At 71.6% G+C, this 17,949-nt stretch carries 17 protein-coding genes and 1 pseudogene; 10 read left to right on the top strand and 8 right to left on the bottom strand.

The annotated features are described in order from the left end of the window. Position 1 precedes the first annotated feature (1 nt). From ACFWV2_RS22325 to ACFWV2_RS22340, 4 genes are read left to right on the top strand one after another with little or no spacing between them, the layout of a single operon-like run. Positions 2 to 739 (top strand): cytochrome c biogenesis CcdA family protein, encoded by a 738-nt coding sequence (locus tag ACFWV2_RS22325; protein ID WP_384406925.1) that lies wholly within the window; start codon positions 2 to 4, stop codon positions 737 to 739. Between the two features lie 5 nt (positions 740 to 744). Further along, the gene (locus ACFWV2_RS22330; protein ID WP_384406927.1) at positions 745 to 2,451 is read left to right on the top strand and encodes a cytochrome c biogenesis protein ResB; all 1,707 of its coding nucleotides are present in this window, start codon (positions 745 to 747) and stop codon (positions 2,449 to 2,451) included. Beyond that, complete coding sequence (gene ccsB, locus ACFWV2_RS22335; RefSeq protein ID WP_384406929.1) at positions 2,448 to 3,530, top strand: c-type cytochrome biogenesis protein CcsB; 1,083 nt, start codon at positions 2,448 to 2,450, stop codon at positions 3,528 to 3,530. The genes ACFWV2_RS22330 and ccsB overlap by 4 nt, the downstream gene beginning before the upstream one ends. Positions 3,531 to 3,567: 37 nt before the next feature. Then, complete coding sequence (locus tag ACFWV2_RS22340; protein WP_384406931.1) at positions 3,568 to 4,101, top strand: SRPBCC domain-containing protein; 534 nt, start codon at positions 3,568 to 3,570, stop codon at positions 4,099 to 4,101. Positions 4,102 to 4,134: 33 nt separating this feature from the next. On the opposite strand, the gene ACFWV2_RS22345 is transcribed toward ACFWV2_RS22340, so the two are convergent. The 4 genes from ACFWV2_RS22345 to ACFWV2_RS22360 all read right to left on the bottom strand — a co-directional run bounded on the left by ACFWV2_RS22345 (position 4,135) and on the right by ACFWV2_RS22360 (position 10,085). Beyond that, entirely contained in the window at positions 4,135 to 5,610 is a 1,476-nt protein-coding gene (locus ACFWV2_RS22345; RefSeq protein ID WP_384406933.1) for an MFS transporter, read from the bottom strand. Positions 5,611 to 5,803: 193 nt separating this feature from the next. Then, entirely contained in the window at positions 5,804 to 7,348 is a 1,545-nt protein-coding gene (locus ACFWV2_RS22350; protein ID WP_384406935.1) for a hypothetical protein, read from the bottom strand. A 108-nt stretch (positions 7,349 to 7,456) separates the two neighbouring features. Next, a complete protein-coding gene (locus ACFWV2_RS22355) occupies positions 7,457 to 9,526 on the bottom strand; it encodes a hypothetical protein (RefSeq protein ID WP_384406937.1) in 2,070 nt (689 codons plus the stop codon). A 106-nt stretch (positions 9,527 to 9,632) separates the two neighbouring features. Further along, positions 9,633 to 10,085: a nucleoside deaminase gene (locus ACFWV2_RS22360; protein ID WP_384406939.1), complete on the bottom strand. Its 453-nt coding sequence runs from the start codon at positions 10,083 to 10,085 to the stop codon at positions 9,633 to 9,635. Between the two features lie 111 nt (positions 10,086 to 10,196). On the opposite strand from ACFWV2_RS22360, the gene ACFWV2_RS22365 reads away from it, so the two are divergent. Beyond that, on the top strand, positions 10,197 to 10,415 hold the full coding sequence (locus ACFWV2_RS22365; RefSeq protein ID WP_384406941.1) for a hypothetical protein: 219 nt from the start codon (positions 10,197 to 10,199) through the stop codon (positions 10,413 to 10,415). Positions 10,416 to 11,019: 604 nt separating this feature from the next. Here ACFWV2_RS22365 and ACFWV2_RS22370 read toward each other — a convergent pair. Next, positions 11,020 to 11,667: a flavodoxin family protein gene (locus ACFWV2_RS22370; RefSeq protein WP_384406943.1), complete on the bottom strand. Its 648-nt coding sequence runs from the start codon at positions 11,665 to 11,667 to the stop codon at positions 11,020 to 11,022. A gap of 159 nt (positions 11,668 to 11,826) precedes the next feature. Here ACFWV2_RS22370 and ACFWV2_RS22375 point away from each other — a divergent pair, with 159 nt between their 5' ends. Further along, positions 11,827 to 12,780: a DMT family transporter gene (locus ACFWV2_RS22375; RefSeq protein WP_384406945.1), complete on the top strand. Its 954-nt coding sequence runs from the start codon at positions 11,827 to 11,829 to the stop codon at positions 12,778 to 12,780. Here ACFWV2_RS22375 and ACFWV2_RS22380 read toward each other — a convergent pair. Both ACFWV2_RS22380 and ACFWV2_RS22385 read right to left on the bottom strand, forming a co-directional pair. Continuing rightward, positions 12,692 to 13,567: pseudogene (locus ACFWV2_RS22380) on the bottom strand (LysR family transcriptional regulator); the annotation flags it as partial. The gene ACFWV2_RS22375 and the pseudogene ACFWV2_RS22380 overlap by 89 nt on opposite strands. 69 nt (positions 13,568 to 13,636) lie before the next feature. Then, entirely contained in the window at positions 13,637 to 14,035 is a 399-nt protein-coding gene (locus ACFWV2_RS22385; protein ID WP_384406947.1) for a PLD nuclease N-terminal domain-containing protein, read from the bottom strand. Positions 14,036 to 14,125: 90 nt separating this feature from the next. Here ACFWV2_RS22385 and ACFWV2_RS22390 point away from each other — a divergent pair, with 90 nt between their 5' ends. The 3 genes from ACFWV2_RS22390 to ACFWV2_RS22400 are packed head-to-tail and all read left to right on the top strand — an operon-like array spanning position 14,126 to position 17,209. Further along, positions 14,126 to 15,583: a menaquinone biosynthesis decarboxylase gene (locus ACFWV2_RS22390; RefSeq protein ID WP_384406949.1), complete on the top strand. Its 1,458-nt coding sequence runs from the start codon at positions 14,126 to 14,128 to the stop codon at positions 15,581 to 15,583. Then, entirely contained in the window at positions 15,580 to 16,482 is a 903-nt protein-coding gene (gene mqnP, locus ACFWV2_RS22395) for a menaquinone biosynthesis prenyltransferase MqnP (RefSeq protein ID WP_384406951.1), read from the top strand. The genes ACFWV2_RS22390 and mqnP overlap by 4 nt, the downstream gene beginning before the upstream one ends. Positions 16,483 to 16,495: 13 nt before the next feature. Further along, positions 16,496 to 17,209 (top strand): UbiX family flavin prenyltransferase, encoded by a 714-nt coding sequence (locus ACFWV2_RS22400; RefSeq protein ID WP_384407134.1) that lies wholly within the window; start codon positions 16,496 to 16,498, stop codon positions 17,207 to 17,209. On the opposite strand, the gene ACFWV2_RS22405 is transcribed toward ACFWV2_RS22400, so the two are convergent. Further along, positions 17,210 to 17,347, bottom strand: coding sequence for a hypothetical protein (locus tag ACFWV2_RS22405; RefSeq protein WP_360793695.1), 138 nt, complete (start codon positions 17,345 to 17,347; stop codon positions 17,210 to 17,212). It lies immediately after the preceding gene. Positions 17,348 to 17,461: 114 nt separating this feature from the next. Between ACFWV2_RS22405 and ACFWV2_RS22410 the strand changes: the two genes are divergently transcribed. Next, a complete protein-coding gene (locus ACFWV2_RS22410; protein ID WP_017241016.1) occupies positions 17,462 to 17,917 on the top strand; it encodes an Lrp/AsnC family transcriptional regulator in 456 nt (151 codons plus the stop codon). Positions 17,918 to 17,949 lie beyond the last annotated feature (32 nt).

The following is a 17,949-nucleotide window of genomic DNA, read 5'->3' on the forward strand; positions in this document are numbered from 1 at the left end:
CGTGAACGAGACGGTCTTCAGCGGAGCCCTGCTGCTCGCCCTGCCCATCGCCGTACTCGGCGGCCTGGTCTCCTTCTTCTCCCCCTGCGTCCTGCCGCTCGTCCCCGGCTACCTGAGCTACGTGACGGGCGTCACCGGCACCGACCTGGCCGAGGCCCGACGCGGCCGCATGGCCGCCGGCGCCTCCCTCTTCGTCCTCGGCTTCTCCGCCGTGTTCGTCTCCGGAGGCGCGCTCTTCGGCTACTTCGGGTGGACGCTCCAGGAACACCGGGACGTCCTCGGCAAGATCCTCGGCGTCCTGATGGTCCTCATGGGCCTGTTCTTCATGGGGCTCATGCCCGGAGTCACCCAGCGCGAGTTCCGCATCCACCGCAAGCCCGTCGCCGGCCTCGTCGGCGCGCCGCTGCTCGGCGCCCTCTTCGGCATCGGCTGGGCACCGTGCATCGGACCCACCCTCGCCGCCGTCAACGCGCTCGCCACCGAGCAGGCCAGCGCCGGCCGGGGAGCGCTGCTCACCTTCGCGTACTGCGTCGGCCTCGGACTGCCCTTCATCATCGCCGCGGTCGCCTTCCGCAAGGCGCTCGGCGCCTTCGGATGGGTCAAGAAGCACTATGTGTGGGTCATGCGGATCGGCGGCGGCATGATGATCCTGACCGGACTGCTCATGCTCACAGGAGTGTGGGACACCATGGTGTCCACGATGCAGGGCTGGTCCAACGGCTTCACGGTGGGGATCTGAGTTCCATGAGCAAGACCGACACGACGTCGGAGCAGGACAACCTCGGCGACGCCGGGGCCCAGCTCTCGACCGCCCCCGTCGAGGACCGGAGCGAGACCGTCCTCGGCGGCCCCACGCTCGGGGTCGTCGGCTGGATCCGCTGGTTCTGGCGGCAGCTGACCTCCATGCGGGTCGCCCTGATCCTGCTCTTCCTGCTCTCCCTCGGCGCCGTCCCCGGCTCCCTCATCCCGCAGACCAGCGCGGACGAGCTCAAGGTGCAGGCCTTCAAGGACGCCCACCCCACCCTCAGCCCGGTCTACGACAGGCTCCAGCTCTTCGACGTCTACAGCTCGGTGTGGTTCTCCGCGATCTACATCCTGCTGTTCGTCTCCCTCATCGGCTGCATCGTGCCGCGCACCTGGCAGTTCGTCGGCCAGCTCCGCAGCCGCCCGCCGGGCGCCCCCCGGCGCCTCGACCGGCTCCCCGCGTACACGACCTGGCGCACGGACGCCGAGCCCGAGCAGGTCCGCGAGGCCGCCCTCGGCCTCCTCAAGGAGCGCCGCTTCCGCGCCCACACCGCCCGGGACGCCGTCGCCGCCGAGAAGGGCTACCTCCGCGAGACCGGGAACCTGGCCTTCCACATCGCCCTGATCGTGATGCTCGTCGCCTTCGCCTGGGGCCAGCTCTTCAAGTCCGAGGGCGGCAAGCTGATCGTCGAGGGCGACGGCTTCTCCAACACGCTCACCCAGTACGACGACTTCAAGTCCGGCTCCCAGTTCGGCACCGACGAACTCGAGCCGTTCAGCTTCGTCCTCGACTCCTTCAAGGGCACGTACGAGAAGGACGGCCCCCAGCGCGGCACCCCGCGCACCTTCGAGGCGGCCGTCACCTACTCGCAGGGCGGCGCGGACAAGAAGGCGGTCATCCGGGTCAACGAACCCCTGGAGGTCGGCGACTCCAAGGTCTATCTGATCGCCCACGGCTACGCCCCCGTCGTCACCGTCAAGGACGGCCGCGGCAAGACCGTCTTCCACGGCGCCGTGCCGCTGCTCCCCATCGACAACAACATCACGTCCACCGGCGCCATCAAGGTCATGGACGGCTACCGCGACAAGAACGGCAAGAAGGAGCAGCTGGGCTTCCAGGCCTTCTTCGTGCCGACCTTCGCCGGCGCGGGCAAGGGCACGATGTTCTCCCAGTTCCCCGCACTCGACTTCCCCGTCATGGCGCTCACCGGCTTCCACGGCGACCTGCGCGTCGACTCCGGGCTGCCGCAGAACGTGTACCAGCTCGACAAGTCCAAGATGACCCAGTTCACGGACGCGTCCGGCAACAAGTTCGCCCAGCGGATGCTGCCCGGCGAGACCATGACGCTGCCCGGCGGCGCCGGCTCGATCACCTTCGAGAAGGACGTCAAGGAGTGGGCGAGCTTCCAGATCTCGCAGCAGCCGGGCAACGGCCTCGCCCTCGCGGGCGCGATCGCCGCCATCGCCGGACTGACCGGTTCGCTCTTCATCCAGCGGCGCCGGGTCTGGGTCCGGGCCGCCCGGGGCGAGGACGGCGTGACGGTCGTCGAGATGGCCGGGCTCGGCCGGAGCGAGTCCGCGAAGCTGCCGGAGGAGCTGGGCGACCTCGCCCTCGCCCTCACCGGACAGGCCCCGCCCACCGCCGCACCGGAACCCGCGGAAGCAACCGCAGCAGACCCTGCCCCTTCTGGAGAGGCCGACAAGTGATCCTCGCCGCCACGACCGACGAGAGCCTGGCGCGGATGAGCGACCTGCTCATCTACTCCTCGATGGCCGTCTACACCCTGGCCTTCTTCGCCCACATCGCCGAGTGGGTGTTCGGCAGCCGCAGCAAGGTCGGCCGCACCTCCGCCGCCCTCACCTCGCGTGCCACCGCGGCCGCCGCCGCCGTGACGGTGCGGGTCGAGCAGGCCGGGGGCACCGCCGTCCTGGACAAGCCGAAGGTCGTCACCCGTGCCGCGGCCGGCAGCCGTGACGTGCCGGACGGCCCCGGCGCCGCCGGCGGCACCGTCAAGGGCGACCTGTACGGCCGTATCGCCGTCTCGCTCACCGCCCTCGCCTTCCTGGTCGAGGCCTCGGGCGTGGTCACCCGGGCGCTCGCCGTGCAGCGGGCCCCCTGGGGCAACATGTACGAGTTCTCCACCACCTTCTCGACGGTGGCGGTCGGCGCGTACCTCGCCTTCCTCGTCGCCGGGAAGAACGTCCGCTGGATCGGTCTTCCCCTGGTGACCACGGTCCTGCTCGACCTGGGCATGGCCACCACCTGGCTGAAGACGCCCAGCGACCAGCTGGTCCCCGCCCTCGACTCGTACTGGCTGTGGATCCACGTCTCCACCGCGATCTTCTGCGGCGCGGTCTTCTACCTCGGTGCGGTCGCCACCCTGCTGTACCTCTTCCGCGACTCGTACGAGAACAAGCTCGCGACCGGCGGCGACCCGGGCGCCTTCGCCCGCTCGGTCATGGAGCGGCTGCCCTCCGCGGCCTCGCTCGACAAGTTCTCGTACCGGATCAACGCGGCCGTCTTCCCGCTCTGGACCTTCACGATCATCGCCGGCGCGATCTGGGCCGGCGACGCCTGGGGCCGCTACTGGGGCTGGGACGCCAAGGAGGTCTGGTCCTTCATCACGTGGGTCGGTTACGCCGCGTACCTCCACGCGCGCGCGACGGCCGGCTGGAAGGGCCGGAAGGCCGCGTACATCGCGCTCATCGCCTTCGCCTGCTTCCTCTTCAACTACTACGGCGTCAACATCTTCGTGAGCAGCAAGCACTCGTACGCCGGCGTCTGAGCTGGCAGCGGGTCCGCCCCGGGGTGACGCTTGAGGCATGAGCGAGATACCCCGGGGCCGGAGCGAGACCCACGACGGGGACACGCACCTGCTGCGGTTCGTCGTCGAGCTGCCCCACCCCGTGTCGGCGGTGTGGGCGGCCGTCGCGTCCCCCGAGGGCCTGGCCGGCTGGCTGTGCGCCGTGGACCCGCTGGAACCACGGCTCGGTGGCCGGATCACCCTCCACCGGCTGACCAGCGGCGACACCGAGGACGCGGGGCGGGTGACCGCCTGGGACCCCGAGCGGGTCGCCGAATACACCGTCGACCCGACGCACGGCCGGATCCGGTTCCGCCTGGAACCCGGACCCGGCGGCGACGGGTCGACCGTGCTGCGCTTCACCAACGAACTCCGGGGGCCGCCGGAGCACCGGCTCGACCGCCTCGCGGCCTGGCACGACCACTTCGAATGGCTCGCCCGCGCCCTGGACGGCCACCCCGCCGACTGGCGGGAGCGGACGTCCGAGCGATGGGGGCACCTGCGGGAGCTGTACGAGCGGGAGGCCGCCACCTGGCCGAAGTGGGAGCCCTGAGACGCGTACGGCCTCCGAGACCCCGGGGGCGTCCTACTTCGCCACCGACAGCGGTTCCGCGATGTCCTCCAGCGAGCGCCGCTCCGCGTCCACCGCCAGGAACGCGGCCACGAGCCCGGCGGCGACCATCAGGCCGGCGCCGATCTGGAACGCCAGGACCGTGTCGCCGACGACGCCCGACTCGGTGAGCTCGGCGAAGACCAGCGGGCCGCTGATGCCGCCGGCCGCGGTGCCGAGTGCGTAGAAGAAGGCGATGGCCATCGCCCTGGTCTCCATGGGGAAGATCTCGGAGACCGTCAGGTACGCGCTGGAGGCGCCGGTCGACGCGAAGAAGAGCACCACGCACCAGCACGCCGTCAGGGTCGTCGCCGTCAGCGAGCCCCGGTCGAAGAGCCACGCCGTCACGAACAGGAGCAGGCCCGACAGCACGTACGTGGAGGAGATCATGATCCGGCGTCCGACGGTGTCGAAGAGCTTGCCGAGCAGCAGCGGACCGACGAAGTTGCCCGCCGCGATGACGGCGAAGTAGTAGCCGGTGTTCCCGGTCGGCACGTCGAAGAACGTGGTGAGGATGGCGCCGAAGCCGAAGGTGATGGCGTTGTAGAGGAACGCCTGCCCGATGAACAGCGACAGGCTGAGGACCGCGCGGCGCGGATAGCGGGCGAAGACCGTCCTGGCGATCATCCCGAAGCCGATGCTCTTGCGCTGGTGGATCGTGATCTCACCGGCCGGCGGCGGCAGCTTCCGGCCCTTCTCCTGCTCGATCTCGCGCTCGACCGACGACACCAGTTCCTCGGCGGCCTCTCCCTGGCCGTGGATGAACTGCCAGCGTGGGCTCTCCGGGACGTGCCGTCGGACAAGCAGGATGACGAGGCCGAGGACGACACCGAGGGCGAAGCTGAGCCGCCAGCCGAGGTCCTTCGGGAAGATGTCGGTGTCCAGCATGACGATGGACAGCAGGGCGCCGCCGATGGCGCCCAGCCAGTAGCTGCCGTTGATGATGAGGTCGACCCGGCCCCGGTAGAGGGACGGGATCAGCTCGTCGATCGCCGAGTTGATGGCCGCGTACTCGCCGCCGATGCCGAAGCCGGTGAGGAAGCGGAAGAGGAAGAACCACCAGGACTCGAAGGACAGGGCCGTCATCGCCGTCGCGGCCAGATAGACGGCCAGGGTGATCATGAAGAGTTTCCTGCGCCCGAAGCGGTCGGTGAGCCAGCCGAAGAACAGTGCTCCGAGGCAGGCTCCCGCCACGTACAGGGCGGCGGCGATGCCGGTGACCTGCGCGGAGGTGATGGCGAGGCCGCTGCCCTCCTCCGCGATGCGGCCGGCGACGTTGCCGACGATGGTGACCTCGAGTCCGTCGAGGATCCAGACGGTGCCGAGGCCGATCACGATCATCCAGTGCCACCTGGACCACGGCAGGCGGTCGAGGCGGGCCGGGACCGCCGTCGTGACCGTGCCGCCGCCCGTGTCCGCCGGCACAGGCGCCGGTGCCGAGTCGACTCCCATGAATCGCGCTCCCTTCGTCCCCTCATGCGGCTGCCCTCGTACCCCCGGGGCGTGGGGGTATGCCGTACGGGCCGCCGTCCCAGCTTCCGGGGAGCCCCGGGGGGCGACAACAGCTGCCCGGGTCGGCTGGGCCGTTCGGGCGCGGGGCGCGGGGCGGGGGCCTCCGGGAGGGGCGGCTTCCGGGCGCGGGGGCTCAGTTCCGCTTCGGCGGGAGGCAGGAGAGGGCCGGCGGGCGGCCCTCCGGCCAGGCGATCTGGACGAAGCGCTGGGTGCCGTCCTGGGCCAGCTCCACGATGGGGACGGCCTTGTTGTACGGGTTTCCGTAGTTGTCCAGGCAGATCCAGCCGCTCGCGCCCTGCACCCGCAGCGAGCCCTTGACCTGCGGCCACTGGGTCACCACGTCCGCCAGCTCCGGGAAGGGGGCGCCCTGCGGGGTGGCCTGGCGGATCGCGTGGACGGCCGTCGCCATCGCGTCGTACGCGATGATCGCCTGCCCGTCCGTGAGCGCCACCGGCTTCTTCGAGGCGCGGGCGATGTCCGTGAGGAACGTCGAGTACGCCACCACCGAACCGCCAGTCGACGGGATCTGCCGCCCCGGCGCCGGCTTCCAGGAGTCCGGGTGGGCGAGCGCCGCGTACCGCACGGTGAGTTTCGCCTTCAGGGCGTTCCGGTCGAGCTTCTCGTCCGCTCCCAGGTACGAGCCCTCGTCGCCGGTCAGGACCGTGAAGGCGCGGTCGACGCAGCCCCGCGCGCCGAGGGCGTTGATGAACTGGCGCAGTTGGGTGTGGCGGCCCGCGAAGAAGACCGTCTCGGCGCGGGTGTCGCAGATCAGGTGGGTGATCTGACGGAAGGTGTTCGCGGTGGTGCCCTCCTCGGTCGGGTCGGGGGGCGAGGTGAAGAGCGCGGGCTCGTGCGGGGCCCCCTTGAGGTTGGCGGCGAACGCGGCCTTGAGGGTGTCGGTGTAGTGGTCGCCGGTGCGGGTGTCCTGGACGAGGAAGGCCTTGGTGGCGTCCACCTTGCCGAAGTGGGCGAGGGCCTTGGCCTCGTCGCCGTTGGTGGGGGAGACGCGGGCGAGGCCGGGGTAGCGGTTGCCCGCGCCGGGGCCGTTGGCGATGTCGTCGGCGGTGATCGTGGTGCCGACGACGGCGATCCCGGCGCCGGTGAGCGCGGTCAGCGCCTGGCGTATCTCGGTGGAGGAGGTGGCGACGCCGGAGACGGCCCGCAGCCGGTCGGGCGCGCCCGTCATGGTGATGAGCCGGTCGACGGTGGGACGCCAGTGGGCGTTGCGCTGGCCGGTGTTGGCGAGGACGAGCCGGATCTTCGGGGTCTCGCTGTTGGACTCGTGGTTGGCGCGGTACTGGTAGGCGTAGGCGCCCTGGAGTTCGTGCAGCACCTTGACGCGCATGCCGCTGTCGACGGAGGTCAGCGGCAGGAGGACGGCGACGGTCACGTACTCGCCGGCCTTGAGGGTGGCGTTCTCGGCGCTGATGGCGGCGGCGATGTCGCGGAGTTCGGTGATACGGAAGTCGTGGCCGTCGCCGTTGACGCCCACGCATTCGGCGCTGCCGGCCGGGCGTTCGACGCCGGGCGCGCAGGAGCGGTCCTCCGGGGTGGTGAGCCGGCTGATCCCGTAGCCGCCGAGGCCGAGGACGACGGCGGCGGTGACGACGGCGGCGACGAGCTTCTGACGGGGGGTGCGGACGCGGCGCCGCAGCCGGTCGAGCGGTCGGTCGGGCATGCGTCGGACTCCGTCCTCAGGGGGCTACGTGGGGGTCGGGTCGGGCCGGGTGGGATCAGGTCGGTCGGATCGGGTGGCGTGGGGCCCCGTCGTCCGGGGCCGGGCGGCTCACGTCGGGCCGGGGGGTGCCTCCTGGCCTGGCGGCAGGGACAGCTCCCGCCAGGCGCGGATGTCGCGGGGCCAGTGGGTGGCCGCGTCCCAGAGCGAACCGCTGCCCGTCAGATGGCGGCCGGAGAGCCGGCGCAGCTCGTGTGCGAGGCGGTCGGCCACCTCGTCGTCGGGCAGTGCGAGCGGATCGGTGAGAAGCCACACGGCGTGCAGCAACCGCCGTATGGACAGGTGGAGTTCGACGGTGTCGGCGTCGAGGCCCGGTGGCAGGTCACCCGGCGGCCCCTGGCCGAGGGCGACCGCCCGGCGAGGGTCGGGACCCGTCCGGTTCCGCTCCCGGGGGCAGGGGGCGGAGCCGATGAACCGCAGCCGTCCCAGCCACCCGACGACGTCCTGCTCGGGGAAGGTCTCCCGCAGATGGGTGACGGCCTCCTCGGTGCGGCCGAGCGCGAGGTCGTGATGGAGCCGGTACGGTCCGCGCTCGGGCCCGTAGTGCCGGCGCAGGGTCTCGTGGACGGCGTGCCAGGCGGCGTACCGGGGATGGTCGCCGTCCTCGAAGCGGAGCCGGTGCAGGAGCAGTGCGCGGAGCAGCGGGTCGGCGACGAAGTGCCCCGGACCCTCCGGCCAGTCCTCGGAACGCAGGTGGTCGCGGACGCGCAGTGCCACGTCCCCGTCCAGCGACTCGCCCTGGAGCCGGGCGTGGGCGAGCATCCGGGCCGACTCCTCGTCGTGGGCGGCGGCCAGCACCGCGTACGGGCCGGGCCGCCGCACCGGAAGCAGCTCGGCGAGCAGGGTCGGGGCGACGGGCACCGGCGGGGAGTCCTCGCGCAGTTCCACGGTCAGGTCGAGCAGCCCGCCCGGGGTGAGCCCGGCCCGCAGGTGCTGCGGGGCCTCGCCGGCGGCCCGGCCGAGGAGTGCCACGCCGAGGGGGCGGCCGCCGGTCAGCCGGTGGACGGCGCGGGCGAGTTCGACGGGCGTCCGGCCGGCCGGGTCGTGCCGGTCGAAGGCGGAACGGGTCTGCGCGGGGGAGAGCGGTGTCAGTTCGACGGCGAGGATGCCGGAGCCGACGCTCGTCCCGCGCGGGCAGGGCGCCCGGTGCGCGGTCTCCGGCAGCCGGGTCCTGGTGGCGTGCCGCAGCCCCTCGTGCTCGCGGATCCGGGAGGCGGCGAGGACGACGACCCGGTCGCGGTGGCCCTCGGCACGGGCGCGCAGAATCGGTTCGACGAGCTGTCGGCCGAGCGGCTCGTGGGCGTTGTCGAGGAGGACGAGCGGGCGGCCGATGCGGCTGCCGCGCCGCAGCCCGGTGTAGGCGTGGAGCAGGTCCTCGGTCAGAGCGCCGACGAGGAAGTCCTCGGCCTCGCGGCGGCGCCGACCACCCTGCTCGAAGTCGATGGCGAGCTGTTGGAGCCCGGCCTTGCCGTGCCCGCCGGCGTTGCGGTAGCTGCCGTACCAGCTCTCCGAAGCGCGCTGGATGCGCCCGAACACCTCCTCCAGGACGGTCTCCACGGTCGCCTCGGCGACCAGCCCGGCGAGCGGGACGGTGGCCTCGGCGAACCGCGCGGCGAGCTTGGCGAGGACCTTGCCGACCCAGTTGGCGGCGGCGCCCCGGGTCGCGTCGACGGTGGCGAGCAGCGGCCCGAGCCGCAGCAGGTCGCGCCGGGCCCGCTCGTCGTCCTCCTGGGACCAGCCGAGCGAGGCGACGGCCACCAGACCGAGCGAGAGCCGGGGGAACCGCACGGGCCGGGCGCCGAGCACCTTCGGCGACAGCTGCACGGCGAGCTCGGCGAGCGCTCCGGTGACCGGGGTCCAGCCGGGGCCGTGGTCGGCGGGCGGCTCGATGTGGGCGCAGTCGAGCAGGGCGAGCGGGGTGTACCCCTTGTAGCGGTTGCGGACCTCCTTGAGCAGGGCCGTCTTCCCCGTACCGCGCCCGCCGGTGAACACGGTGACCGGCGGATCGTCACCGTGCTCGAACGGCACCCGGGCAACGCCGTGCCGGGTGAGGCCGCTGAGACGCGCGACCAACCCGGCCTCGTGCAGGACCGCCTCGCGGCCGTACAGGTCCCTGTCCACGCCCCGTCACCCCCGTCACAGTCAACTCAAGACTATCGACGCTGTGTTGGGAAAGCGGTCGGCTTTTCGACTCTGTTGTCAACGTGTGCTGTTCGGGAGGCCCGCCTCACTCCTCACCGATGTCCTCGTTCCACAGGGCCGGCCGCTCGGCGATGAACTCCCGCATGAGCGCGACGCACTCGGGATCGTCGAGCACCACGACCTCCACGCCGTGCTCGGCAAGCCAGTCGTGCCCGCCGTGGAAGGTCTCCGCCTCCCCGACGACCACCCGTGAGATCCCGAACTGCCGGACGAGCCCGGAGCAGTACCAGCAGGGCGAGAGGGTGGTGACCATGGTCGTCCCCCGGTACGAGCGCTGCCGCCCGGCCGCGCGGAAGGCGGCGGTCTCCCCGTGCGCGGACGGGTCCCCGTCCTGCACCCGCCGGTTGCGCCCCCGCCCGAGCAGCGCCCCGTCGGCTCCGTAGAGCGCGGCCCCGATGGGAATCCCGCCCTCGGCGAGCCCGGCACGGGCCTCGGCGATGGCGGTCGCGAGCCAGCGGCGGGCTTGTTCCTTGTCCATGCGGGGACTCTTCCCCGATGGGGCGTGGGCCTCACCCCGGCTCGGCCACGTGTGTGGCGACGGTCGGCGCGGGCCGTGCCACGGCAGATGGACGCCAGTCAACGCGCCGCTGTGACGGAGGCCATCGAGCAGAGCGGCATCCCCCCTCTGCGCATGTTCCTTGTCGAGTGGGCGGCCGTCATCGAGATCGAACGCTTCCCCGACACCGCCCGCGAATTGCGCCGCGCCGCATACCTGGCTCAGATCGCGGAGGACCCGGAGGAGAGTCGGCGGTACGTACGGGAGGCCGGGGACATCGTCCGGGCGGCGCACAGGGCGGTGGGCGGGTGAGCTGGAGGTGGGAGTACGACCCCAGCGAGGAGTACGTCGTCGGGGGCGCCCCGCCGGCCTTCATCGCCGCGTACCCGGCGGGATGTTCGTCTTCCTTCTCATCCCGCGCTACGAGTGCGGATACGTCCTCCAGGTGACCTACCTGGATGTTCCAGGTGAGCCGGTGCGGAGCGCGGCGGTCGGTGTTCGCCGTCGCGGAGGTGGTGCGGCCGTTGTGGGGCGGTTCGGTCTGCGTGCTCGCCGTCGGGCACGGCGGATCGCACCGCGACCGCGCGGGGGACGGCTGGTGGGTGACGCCGGAGATCGCGGACGCGGTGACCGTGTCCCTGCCGGCCGACGCCCTGACGGCCGGGCCCGTAGAGCCGGAGTACAGGTCACCGCGCTGCGTCATGGGCCGCCACGACCGCCGCCGGGACCACGTGCCCCGCGACAGCGGCGTACGAGGAGTCCGCTATCTCGTGTGCGGGTGCCTCTGCCGTCCGGCGCCCCCTACCCGGCTCCGACGCTCCGGACGAGCAGAGTCCCGCTCGCTCTTTCGCATGCGGAGAGCCCGCGCGAGAGCCGGGACAACTCCGGCCGGACCGGGTCGTCGTCCCCTCACCGGTCACACCAGGGCTTCCGCCCCCTCCTCGTGAGGGAACCGCGCGAGCGGGGTCTCGCTCTCGAAGAAGGTCTTCGCTCGGCGCATGGCGGCCTCGTCGGCGCGGACTCGGCCCGGGCGGGAGCCCGTGCCCGTGAGGAGGCCGCCGAAGTGCATCCGCAGGTAGGCCGCCGAGTGGTTCAGGGTCGTCGCCAGGCCGTCCGCGACCGCGTGGTCGTCGTCGGCCATGACCGTCACTCCCCACAGCGTCCGGCCCGCCATCCGCTGCTTGAAGTCCGAGCCGGGGACGTTCAGCCAGCCCGACCAGTAGTCGAGGTAGCGCTTGGTCTGGGCCGAGAGGGTGTACCAGTACAGCGGTGAGGCTATGACGATGTCCGTGGCCTCCAGCGTCGCCTGCCGCAGCAGTTCCTCGTTCTCGGCGGCCGGCCAGCCCTCGGTCTCGTGCCGGCCGTCCTGGAAGTCGGGGAGCGGCAGCCGGTTCAGGTCCACCCAGCGCTGCGGGATCCCGGCGGGCAGCTGCGCGGCGGCCGCGCGGGCGAGGATCTCGGTGTTGCCGTCGGAGCGCGAGCTGCCGAGGACGAAGAGGAACGAGCGGGACGGGCGGTCCGGGAGGTCCGGGTGGGACGAGCCGCCTGCGGTGTCGAGGGTCATGTCGTCTGCTCCGGTGTCGAGGGCGCCTCCTGCTTCGGGGCCAACTCCCGCTTCCGCGCTCGTATTCCGGGCTCCCATCGGCCCCGCCGATCGCCCCCATCGGGAGGACGCCCCACTGGCCCGTGGACCGCCTCCCGGGCCGTCCGTAGCGTCGTTCCCATGAGAAACGAGACCAGGGGAACCGTCGAACTCACCCTCGCCATGGCGCTCTCCGGCACCCTCGGCGTCTTCGTCGTCGAGTCCGGGGCGTCGCCGTTCGAGGTGGTGTTCTTCCGGTGCCTCTTCGGGGCCGCCGCCCTCGGCGCGTACAGCCTCGTCCGGGGGTTCTTCACCGGGCACGGGTTCACCGCCGGGAAGCTGGGGCTGGCCGCGCTCGGCGGGGTGTTCATCGTCTTCAACTGGGTGTTCCTCTTCGAGGCGTACGAGGCCACCTCGATCTCGCTGGCCACCGTCGTCTACCACACCCAGCCCTTCTTCCTGGTGCTGCTCGGGGCGGTGTTCCTGCGGGAGCGGATATCCGCAGGGAAGCTGGGGTGGCTCGCCCTCGCCTTCGTCGGGCTCGTGCTCGTCTCCGGGGTGCGGCCCGGGGAGACCGCGTCCCTCAAGGGGCTCGGGTTCGCGCTCGCCGCCGCCGTCCTCTACGCCCTGGCGACCTTCGTCACCAAGCGGATCACCGGCATACGGCCCCATCTGATCGCCCTCGCGCAGGTGGTCGTCGGGCTTCCGCTGCTGCTGCCGTTCGCCGACTTCGGTGCCGTCGGGGGGCTCGGGAGCGGCTGGCTGTGGCTCGTGGGTCTCGGGCTCATCCACACGGGGCTGATGTACGTGCTCATGTACGCCGCCTACGCCAAGCTGCCCACCGCGAAGATCGCCGTCCTCGCCTTCACCTACCCGGCCGTCGCCATGGGCGTCGACTGGGCGGTGTACGGCCACCACATCGGGCTCGTCCAGGCCCTGGGCGTGCCCCTCATCGTGCTCGCCAGCCTCAAGGTCACCCTGTCGGGCTCGGGCTCCCGCCCGAGTTCTGCTCCCGCACGAGGCGCCGCGCCTGCTCCACGAACAGCCGGACATGCGCCGGAAGCCGCTTCCCCCGCCGCCACGCGAGCTGGGTGAAGAGCGTGAACGGGGCCTCCCAGGCCAGCTCCGCCAGCGCCCCGGACGCCAGCTCCCCGGAGACCGCGACCCGGGGCAGCAGTGCCACCCCGAGGCCCGCCGCCACCCCGCGCTTCGTCGCCTCGATCGTGCCGAACTCCATGAACGGCGGCGCCCACTCCCGCAGCTCCGCCTCGAACAGGTCGCGGTACGGGCAGCCGGGCTCCGTGCCCACCAGCCGGGCGCCGGCCACCTCCGCGCTCGTCAGCGCCGCGCGCCCCACCAGCGGATGCGCGGGACCGGCCACCAGGGCCAGCGGTTCGGGCGCGAGGACCTCCGACTCCAGGCCCTCGTGCTCGGTGTCGGGCTCCATCAGGAAGCCGACGTCGTACGTGCCCTGCCGCAGCGCCTGCCGGGTCTCGTCCCCGAGCGTGGGCCGCAGGGTGAGCCGCACCGCCGGGTAGCGGTGGTGGAAGTACTCCAGGAGCGGCGGCAGCCGGTACGAGGTGAGGGACTCCATCGTGCCGACGGCGATCGTCCCCGAAGGGGCCTCCGCGCTCGCCACGGCCGTACGGGCCTCCTCCGCCAGCTCCGCCATCCGGCGCGCGTACGGCAGGAGCCGCTCCCCGGCCCCGGTGAGCCGGATACGGCTGCCGAGCCGCTCGAAGAGCTCCACGCCGAGCGAGGACTCCAGCGACCGGATCTGGCCGGTGACGCTGGACTGCGCGTAGCCGAGGTCGGCGGCGGCCCGGGTGAAGGAGAGGACCGTCGCGACCTTCTCGAAGGTGACGAGGAGCCGCAGCTCCATCAGCCCTCCCGCCTCTCGCCGTACCGCGAGCCCATCAGCTCCCGGCCCTCTCGCCGTACCGCGAGCCCATCAGCCCTCCGTGTCCTCGCCGCGTTCGCGCTTCTTCAGCTCCTCCTCGCGGCGCCGGAGCTCCGCCTCCAGGGCGTCGCGGTCCTCGCGGTCGTCCGGGCCGGGCCCGTCCCCCGGGTCCGGCTCGCTCTTCCTCTCGTCCTTCAGCGACCTCAGGAACTCGGGGTTGTCGTCGGGGGCCACCCAGCCGCCGGCGCCCGCGCCGCCCCGGGTCCTCGGCCGCCGCTCCTTGCCGGCGGCGATCCAGCCGACCGCGCCGACCACGGAGAACAGCAGGATCACGATGGCCCAGACCGGCTTCGGAAGGTGCTTGACCTCTTCCTCCGGGGTGTTGAGGCAGTCGATGAAGGCGTAGATCATCAGCGCCAGCGGCAGGATGAACAGCAGCGCCCTGAGCATGTGGGACAGCCCCCTGGAAGCGGTGGCGGGGGCGCGCTACGGCGGCCCCGGTGACAGGTCCAGGGTAGCCGGTGACCGATACTTGCCCGTATGGCTTACGACGATCTCCGCTCGCTGCTCAGGGCGCTTGAGCGTGATGGCGACCTCAAGCGCATCAAGGCCGAAGTCGACCCGTACCTGGAGGTCGGGGAGATCGTCGACCGGGTGAACAAGGCGGGAGGCCCGGCGCTTCTCTTCGAGAACGTCAAGGGCTCCTCGATGCCGCTCGCGATGAACGTCTTCGGGACGGACCGCCGGCTGCTCAAGGCGCTCGGCCTGAAGTCGTACGGCGAGATCAGCGAGAAGATCGGCGGGCTGCTCAAGCCCGAGCTGCCGCAGGGCTTCGTCGGCGTCCGGGAGGCGTTCGGCAAGCTGGGTTCGATGGTCCACGTGCCGCCGAAGAAGGTGAAGGCGGACGACGCGCCCGTGCAGGAGGTCGTCCTCACCGGGGACGACGTCGATCTCGACGCGCTGCCCGCGCTCTTCACCTGGCCGAAGGACGGCGGGTCCTTCTTCAACCTGGGTCTCACCCACACCAAGCACCCGGAGACCGGCGTGCGGAACCTGGGTCTCTACCGCCTCCAGCGGCACGACAAGCGCACCATCGGCATGCACTGGCAGATCCACAAGGACAGCCGCAACCACTACGCGGTCGCGGCGGAGCGGGGCGAGCGGCTGCCGGTCGCGATCGCCTTCGGCTGCCCGCCGGCCGTGACGTACGCCTCGACGGCCCCGCTGCCGGGTGACATCGACGAATACCTCTTCGCCGGCTTCGTGCAGGGCAAGCGGGTCGAGATGGTCGACTGCAAGACCGTCCCGCTCCAGGTCCCGGCGAACGCCGAGGTCGTCGTCGAGGGCTGGCTGGAGCCGGGGGAGATGCTGCCGGAGGGGCCCTTCGGCGACCACACCGGCTTCTACACCCCGCAGGAGCCCTTCCCGGCGCTGAGGATCGACTGCGTGACGATGCGGAAGCGTCCGCTGCTCCAGTCGATCGTCGTCGGCCGGCCGCCGACCGAGGACGGTCCGCTCGGCCGTGCGACGGAGCGTTTCTTCCTGCCGCTCCTCAAGATCATCGTGCCGGACATCGTCGACTACCACCTGCCGGAGTCGGGCGGCTTCCACAACTGCGCGATCGTCTCGATCGACAAGAAGTACCCGAAGCACGCCCAGAAGGTCATGCACGCCATCTGGGGCGCGCACATGATGTCGCTGACCAAGCTGATCATCGTGGTCGACAAGGACTGCGACGTCCACGACCTCCACGAGGTGTCCTGGCGGGCCCTCGGGAACACCGACTACTCCCGTGACCTCACGGTCGTCGAGGGCCCGGTCGACCACCTCGACCACGCCTCCTACCAGCAGTTCTGGGGCGGCAAGGCGGGCATCGACGCCACGAGGAAGCTTCCCGAGGAGGGCTACACCCGGGACGGCGGCTGGCCGGACATGGTCGAGTCGGACCCGGCGACGGCCGCCCTCGTGGACCGCCGCTGGAAGGAGTACGGACTGTGACGACCGCGGCCGTGCCCGGCGCCCAGCCGGGACGCACCAAGGCCTTCCTGCGGCTCGTGATGATCGAGCACTCGGTCTTCGCGCTGCCCTTCGCGTACACCGCCTCGCTCACCGCGATGTTCCAGCTCGACCGGAACATCCACTGGTGGACGCTGCTGCTCGTCACCGTCTGCATGGTGGGGCTGCGGACCTTCGCCATGGCCTGCAACCGGATCATCGACCGCGAGATCGACGCGCGCAATCCGCGGACCGCGAACCGCGAGCTGGTGACCGGTGCGGTGTCCGTCCGCTCGGCGTGGACCGGGGCCGGGATCGCCGTCGTCGTCTTCCTCGGCGCCGCGGCCCTGCTCAACCCGCTCTGTCTGGCGCTCGCCCCGCTCGCCGTCGTCCCGATGGTCGTCTATCCGTACGGCAAGCGGTTCACGAACTTCCCGCACGCCATCCTGGGGCTCGCCCAGGCCATGGGCCCGATCGGCGCCTGGATCGCCGTGACCGGCGAGTGGTCCTGGGACGCGGTCATCCTGGGCCTCGCGGTGGGTGTCTGGATCGGCGGCTTCGACCTGATCTTCGCCTGTCAGGACGTGCAGGCGGACCGCGCTCACGGCGTGCTGTCCGTCCCGGCGCGCTTCGGGATCCCGGCCGCGCTGTGGGGCGCCCGCGCCTCCGCGGTCGTCACCACGGGCCTGCTCGTCTGGTACGCGCTCGCGACCGGCGCCGGTGTCTTCTTCTGGACCGGTCTGGTGGTCGTGGCGGCCGCGTTCGTCTACGAGCACTCGATCGTGAAGCCGCACGACCTGTCCCGGCTGAACCGGGCCTTCTTCACGACGAACGGCTTCATCGGGATCAGCCTCTTCGTGTGCGCCCTCCTCGACCTGCTGGTCCGCGGGCTCACCCCGTAGCCCCGGCCCGATGATGGATAGGCTCGACGGCATGGACGACGGCATGGACGAAGGCCGCGGCGACGACGGCAGGCGCACCCCCTGGATCGTGGGGGTCTCCGGGGCGTCGGGTACGCCGTACGCCGCCGCCGTACTGAGGGGGCTGCTCGCCGCGGGGGAGAGCGTCGACCTCGTCGTGTCGCGGGCCTCGCGGCTCACGCTGCTCGACGAGACGGGGATCGCCTTCCGGGACGCGCACTGGCGCGAGGACCTGGAGACGTGGCTGGCGCGCGGCGCCGACGGCAAGCCGGACACCTTCGCGGTCGACGCGGGCGGGGTGCGGTACTGGGCGGCCGGTGACCTGGCCGCGGGACCGTCCTCGGGTTCGTACCCGGCGAAGGGGATGCTCGTGGTGCCGGCCTCGACCGCGGCGGTGGCGGGAGTGGCCCTCGGGCTGTCGAAGGACCTGCTGCAGCGGGTCGCGAGCGTGACGCTGAAGGAGCGGCGGCCGCTCGTGGTCGCCGTGCGGGAGACCCCCCTGAACGGGCAGACGCTCAGGCACATGGTGGCGCTCGACGAGGCGGGCGCGGTGGTGCTGCCCGCCTCTCCGGCGTTCTACGCGGGGGCGACGCACATCCAGGATCTGGTGGACTTCGTCGCCGGGCGGGTGCTGGACGCGGCAGGGGTGCCGCACCGGCTGTACCGCCGTTGGGAGGGAGAGCTCGGTGGAGCGACCCGCCCGGTCTGATCAGCGCTTCTCGGCGTGCTTCTTCTCGGCACGCTTCGACGCGGCGGTCGGCTGGTGGGCACGCGAGCGGTTGGCCAGGTCCTGCAGCTCGCGCATACGGGCGTAGGCCATCTCGATCGTGTACACGGTGAGCACCACTCCTGAAAGATCGTCTGAGATCTGTTGAAAGATTCACAGGGTGTCGACCCCTGTGTACCTTAGATTCTATACCTAAACTTGCGGTATCGCTGGACAATGGAAGGCTTCGTACCTATGGACGCCGTGGACAGGCAGCTCATCCAGGCTCTGCGCGAGAACGGTCGTGCCTCGTACGCCGAGCTCGGCCGGCTCGTCGGGCTCTCCGGCCCCTCCGTCACCGACCGCATCAACCGCCTCGAGGCGGCCGGAGTCATCACCGGTTACCGCGCCACCGTCGACGCCGCCTCGCTCGGCCTCGGCGTCACCGCCCTCATCGGCATCTCCCTCTCCGACGCCGCCGACCACGAGGACGTGGCCCGCCGGCTCAAGGACCTCGCCGAGATCGAGGACTGCTGGTTCATCGCCGGCGACGACTCCTTCATGCTCAAGGTGCGCGCCAACGACGTCGACGGCCTGGAGAAGACGATCCGCCGCCTCAGCGGCACCAAGGGCGTCTCCCGCACCCGCACGACGATCGTGCTCTCCACGAAGTGGGAGAACCGGGTCGGGGAGCTGCCCGAGGAGGGCTGACCAGGGCGGGGGAGTACGGTTGGCAGGGCTTG

It is taken from the genome of Streptomyces sp. NPDC058671, from assembly GCF_042716475.1.
Classification (GTDB): Bacteria; Actinomycetota; Actinomycetes; order Streptomycetales; family Streptomycetaceae; genus Streptomyces.